Raw genomic sequence first — 4,703 nt, forward strand, 5'->3', positions numbered from 1 at the left:
GGCCGGGTGCCTTCCCCTTCCCGGACGGCCGTTCCGGGGCCGCCACGGCGCAGCCGCCCGGCTGGGCCTTCCTGGCCGCACGCGCCGTGCTCGGGGTGGCCGGTGGATACGTCTGCGCGGTGGGCCTGTTCACCGGCGGGCTCTTCCTCTTCGGCGGGCTGTGGGACCTGGTCTCGGGCGCGTCCGACTCCGTGCCGCTGGAACTGCCCGGCGTGAAACTGATCACCAGCGACTGGGTGCTCGGCCTGACGATCGGCACGGTCGCGCTGGCGCTGGCCGCGTCGGCGGTTCTCGCGGTCGACGCCGCCGACCGGCGGCTGGCCGGCCGCTTCCTGGGACCGGCGGGGCAGGAGCTGATGCGCAGGCGCATCGCCGAGCTGACCGCGACCCGTTCGGGCATCGTCCGGGCCGTCGACGACGAGCGGCGCAGGATCGAACGCGACCTGCACGACGGAGTGCAGCAGCGGGGCGTGGCGCTGGCCATGCTGCTGGGCCGCGCCCGGCACGACCCCGACGCCGTCAGGAGCGCCGAACTGGTGGACCAGGCCTATGCCGAGTCCCGCCGGCTGCTGGACGAACTGCGCAGCGTGGCCTGGCGGATCTACCCGACGGCCCTCGACGAGCTGGGGCTGGAGGCCGCGCTCGAGGGGGTCGCCGAACGGTCGGCCGTACCGGTGACCGTGCACTACGGACTGGCCGACAGACCGGTCTCCGAGGTGGAGACGGCCCTGTACTTCGTGGCGAGGGAGGCGATCACCAACGCGGTCAAGCACGCGGGGGCGCATGACATCCTGGTCGTCCTGACCGAGGATGAGCGGACGGTGAGCGTGGTGGTCTCGGACGACGGCGGCGGTGGCGCCGACCCTTCGGGGGGAGGGCTCTCCGGGCTGGCCCGGCGGGTCCTGGCCCTCGACGGCGACCTCGTCGTCGACAGCCCGGCGGGAGGCCCCACCGAAGTCACCGCGAGGCTGCCCAAGGCGGTGCCGTGCGACTGATCCTGGCGGACGACTCGGTGCTGCTCCGCGAGGGCCTGAGCCGGCTGCTCGTCGACGCCGGCCACGACGTCGTCGCCGCGGTCGGTGACGCGCGGGCACTGCTCGACGCCGTCGAGCGGCACCGGCCCGACGTGGCCGTCGTCGACGTGCGGATGCCGCCGACCCATACCGACGAGGGGCTGCGGGCGGCGCTGGAGATCCGCGAGCGGCGGCCGGAGGTCGGCCTGCTCGTGCTGTCGCAGTACGTGGAGAAGACCTACGCGGCCGCGCTCCTGGCCGGGTCCGCCACGGGGCTGGGCTACCTGCTCAAGGACCGGGTCTCGGAGGTGGCCGACTTCCTCGACGCGCTCGAGCGCGTGCACGCGGGCGGCGCCGTCTTCGACCCCGAGGTGGTCCGCCGGCTCCTCGCCCGGACCACCCGCGCCGACCCCTTGAGCAGGTTGAGCGGGCGCGAGGCGGAGGTCCTGGAGCACCTGGCGCAGGGCTTCGTCAACGCGGCGATCGCCGCCCGCCTGCACATCTCGCTGAGCACCGTCGAGAAGCACGTCAACGCCATCGTGGACAAACTCGACCTGCCGCGGGACCCCGACTACAACCGGCGGGTGCTGGCGGTCCTGCGCTATCTCGGCGGCTGACCGGCGGCCCGTCGCGTGGCCGCCCGACCGGTCAGAGGCGGGGACGGGCGCCGAGGTGGGCGATGGCCTTGGCGGCCAGGCGGTTGCCCGCGGCGAGGGCCTCGGCCGGGGGCTTGCCCTCGAGCCAGGCCGGCAGGAAGCCCGCGGTGAACGCGTCACCGGCTCCGGTGCCGTCGACCACGCGCTCCACGGACTCGGCGGGGGCCCGGACCGGTTCGCTGCGGCTGTTGGAGTACCACAGCGAGCCCTCGTCGTTGAGCTTGATCACGACTTGGGGGAACCAGGCGGTGAGCACCTTGGCGGCGGCGGCCGGATCGTCGCGGCCGGTCAGGACCTTGGCCTGGTCGGCGTTGGCGAACAGCAGCTTGGCGTTCTGGGTCCACTCCAGGAACGGCTCGGCGCCGGTGCGCTCCAGCGGGGCCGAGGAGGCGCAGTCGACCGAGACGGTCATCCCGGCCCGGCCGGCCATCTCCAGGGCCGCCAGCCCGGCCTCGCGGGAGCCCTCGTTGATCAGGGTGTAGCCCGACAGGTGGAGGTGGCCGCCCTGGGCGAACAGGTCGCGGGGGAGGTCCTCGGCGGACAGCGCCGCGTTGGCGCCGGGGTCGGAGAGCATGGTGCGCTCGCCCTTGTGGGTGACGAGCACCACGCAGGTGCCGGTGGGGCGCTCGGGGTCCATGACGAGGCGGGCGTCGACGCCGTACCCCATGAGCTCCATGTCGCGGTTGCGACCGGTGATGTCGGCGCCGCGGCGGCCGATGAAGGCCACCTCGGCGCCCTCCACCGCCAGCCAGGAGGCGATGTTGGCCCCCGACCCCCCGCCGTGCATCGTGACCACGGCCGGCGTGTCGCTGGCCCGGGCCAGCGGATAGCGAGCCCGCGCGACCGCGTCGGTCATGAGATCGCCCACCACGACCACCCGCGTCATGATGTCCACCGCCTTGTGACTTCGATGCCGAACGTGCTTAGGGGACCGCGAAAAACCTAACAGTTCCCGGCCTGGATGGGAGGGCCGGATCGGACACGGGACCGCAGTCGATGCACAAGCGTTGCGCTAACCCACCCGGCTGGTCCGACATGTGGGATTCGCGTCTACCCTCGGGACTGTGGAGGCTCAATATCCCGCCCACTGGGAGGCGGACGTCGTCCTGTCCGACGGCGGCACCGCGCACGTGCGCCCGATCCGGCCCGCCGACGCCGACCGGCTCAGGACCTTCTACTCCCGGCTGTCCGAGGAGTCGATCTACTTCCGCTTCTTCGGCCCCCGCCCCCGCCTGTCGGACCGGGAGGTGACCCGCTTCACCAACGTCGACTACGTGGACCGGGTCGCGCTGATCGCGACGATCGGCACCGAGATGGTGGCCGTGATCCGCTACGACCGGATCGACGCGGAGGAGGCGGAGGTGGCCTTCCTCGTCGAGGACGCCCACCAGGGCCGCGGCGTCGCCTCGGTCCTGCTGGAGCACCTGGCCGAGACCGCCCGCGAGAACGGCATCGCCCGGTTCGTCGCCGACGTGCTGCCCGCCAACCAGAAGATGATGGGCGTGCTCAAGCAGGCCGGCTACACCGCGCAGAGCCGCTTCGCCGACGGCGTGGTGCGGATGACCCTCGACCTCACCCCGACCGAGACCTCCCAGGCGGTGACCGCCTCCCGCGAGCACCGGGCCGAGGCGCGCTCCATCGAGCGGCTGCTGACCCCCGGCTCGGTGGCGGTGGTCGGCGCGGGCCGCGAGCCCGGCGGCGTCGGCCAGACCGTGCTGCGCAACCTGCTCGGCGCGGACTTCACCGGCCCGGTCTACCCGGTCCACCGCGAGGCGCGGGCCGTCGCGGGGGTCCGGGCCTACCCGAGCGTGACGGCCATCGACGGCGAGGTGGACCTCGCGGTGCTGGCCGTACCGGCCGACGGGGTGATCGACGTCGTCAAGGAGTGCGCGGAGAAGGGCGTGCGCGGGCTGATCGTGGTCTCCTCCGGGTTCGGCGAGACCGGACCGGAGGGGCGGGCCCGGCAGGACGAGCTGGTCCGCATCGCCCGCGCGTACGGCCTGCGCGTCGTCGGCCCCAACTGCCTCGGCATCGCCAACACCGACCCGGCCGTCCGGCTGAACGCCACCCTCGCCGCGACCGTCCCCGGCCGGGGCAGGGTCGGCTTCTTCAGCCAGTCGGGCGCGCTGGGCACGGCGCTGCTGCAGCGGGTCGCCCAGCGCGGTATGGGCATCTCCTCGTTCGTCTCCGCGGGTAACCGCGCCGACGTGTCCGGCAACGACCTGCTGCAGTACTGGGAGGAGGACGCCGCCACCGACGTGATCCTGCTCTACCTGGAGTCGCTGGGGAACCCGCGCAAGTTCGCCCGGCTGGCCCGGCGGATCTCCCGGCGCAAGCCGATCGTGGTGGTCAAGAGCGGCGGCACCACCCAGGGCGTGCCCATCGGCCACGCCGCCCAGGTCCTCGGCCTGCCCGACACCGCGCTCAGCGCGCTGTTCGAGCAGGCCGGGGTGATCCGGGTGGACGACCTGATCCAGCAGTTCGACGTGGCGCAGCTCCTGGCCCACCAGCGCTGCCCGCCGGGCCGCGGGTCGGCCTGGTCGGCAACTCCGACGCGCTGGCGCTGCTGGCCGTGGACGCGTGCGTGCGCGCGGGGCTGGAGCCCCGGCCGCCGGTGAACCTCGCGCGCGCGCCGGGCCGCCGAGTTCGGCGCGGCCCTGGCCTCCCTGCTCCCGGAGGTGGACGCGGCGGTCGCGGTCTACATGCCGCCGATCCCGGGCCGGGCCGCGGAGGTCGCCGCGGAGCTGCTGCGCGTCGCGCGCGAGGGCGGCAAGCCGGTGCTGGCCACCTTCGAGGGGCAGCTCGGCATGCCTCCGGAGCTGCGGGTCGGCGCGGAGGTGCCCGAGCGGGGCTCCATCCCCTCCTACGCGGCGCCCGAGGAGGCGGTCCGCGCCCTGGCCCACGTCGTGCGGTACGCGCGCTGGCGGGAGCGGCCCCCCGGCGTGCCGGTGGAGGAGCTCGACGTCGACGCCGCCGCCGCACGAGGGCTCGTCGAGCGGCTGCTGGCGGCCCGCCCGGAGCGGACCCGTCCGGC

At 74.3% G+C, this 4,703-nt stretch carries 3 protein-coding genes and 1 pseudogene; 3 read left to right on the plus strand and 1 reads right to left on the minus strand.

All coding sequences use genetic code 11. The annotated features are described in order from the left end of the window. Positions 1-995: sensor histidine kinase (locus ACWJ6R_RS30380; protein ID WP_449065515.1), on the plus strand; the 995-nt coding region annotated here is incomplete at its 5' end. Further along, positions 986-1,630: a response regulator transcription factor gene (locus tag ACWJ6R_RS30385; protein ID WP_449065516.1), complete on the plus strand. Its 645-nt coding sequence runs from the start codon at positions 986-988 to the stop codon at positions 1,628-1,630. The genes ACWJ6R_RS30380 and ACWJ6R_RS30385, both read left to right, overlap by 10 nt. A gap of 31 nt (positions 1,631-1,661) precedes the next feature. Here the strand turns inward: ACWJ6R_RS30385 and ACWJ6R_RS30390 are convergent, their stop codons facing one another. Further along, positions 1,662-2,555: a carbohydrate kinase family protein gene (locus ACWJ6R_RS30390; protein WP_449065517.1), complete on the minus strand. Its 894-nt coding sequence runs from the start codon at positions 2,553-2,555 to the stop codon at positions 1,662-1,664. Between the two features lie 178 nt (positions 2,556-2,733). Here ACWJ6R_RS30390 and ACWJ6R_RS30395 point away from each other — a divergent pair. Next, positions 2,734-4,703 (plus strand): annotated as a pseudogene (locus ACWJ6R_RS30395) (bifunctional acetate--CoA ligase family protein/GNAT family N-acetyltransferase); the annotation flags it as partial.

The organism is Planomonospora algeriensis, assembly GCF_977012225.1.

Coding starts and splice junctions, on each gene's coding strand:
- ACWJ6R_RS30390 (WP_449065517.1), bottom strand. CDS start 2,555: ATGACGCGGGTGGTCGTGGTGGGCGATCTCATGACCGACGCGGTCGCG.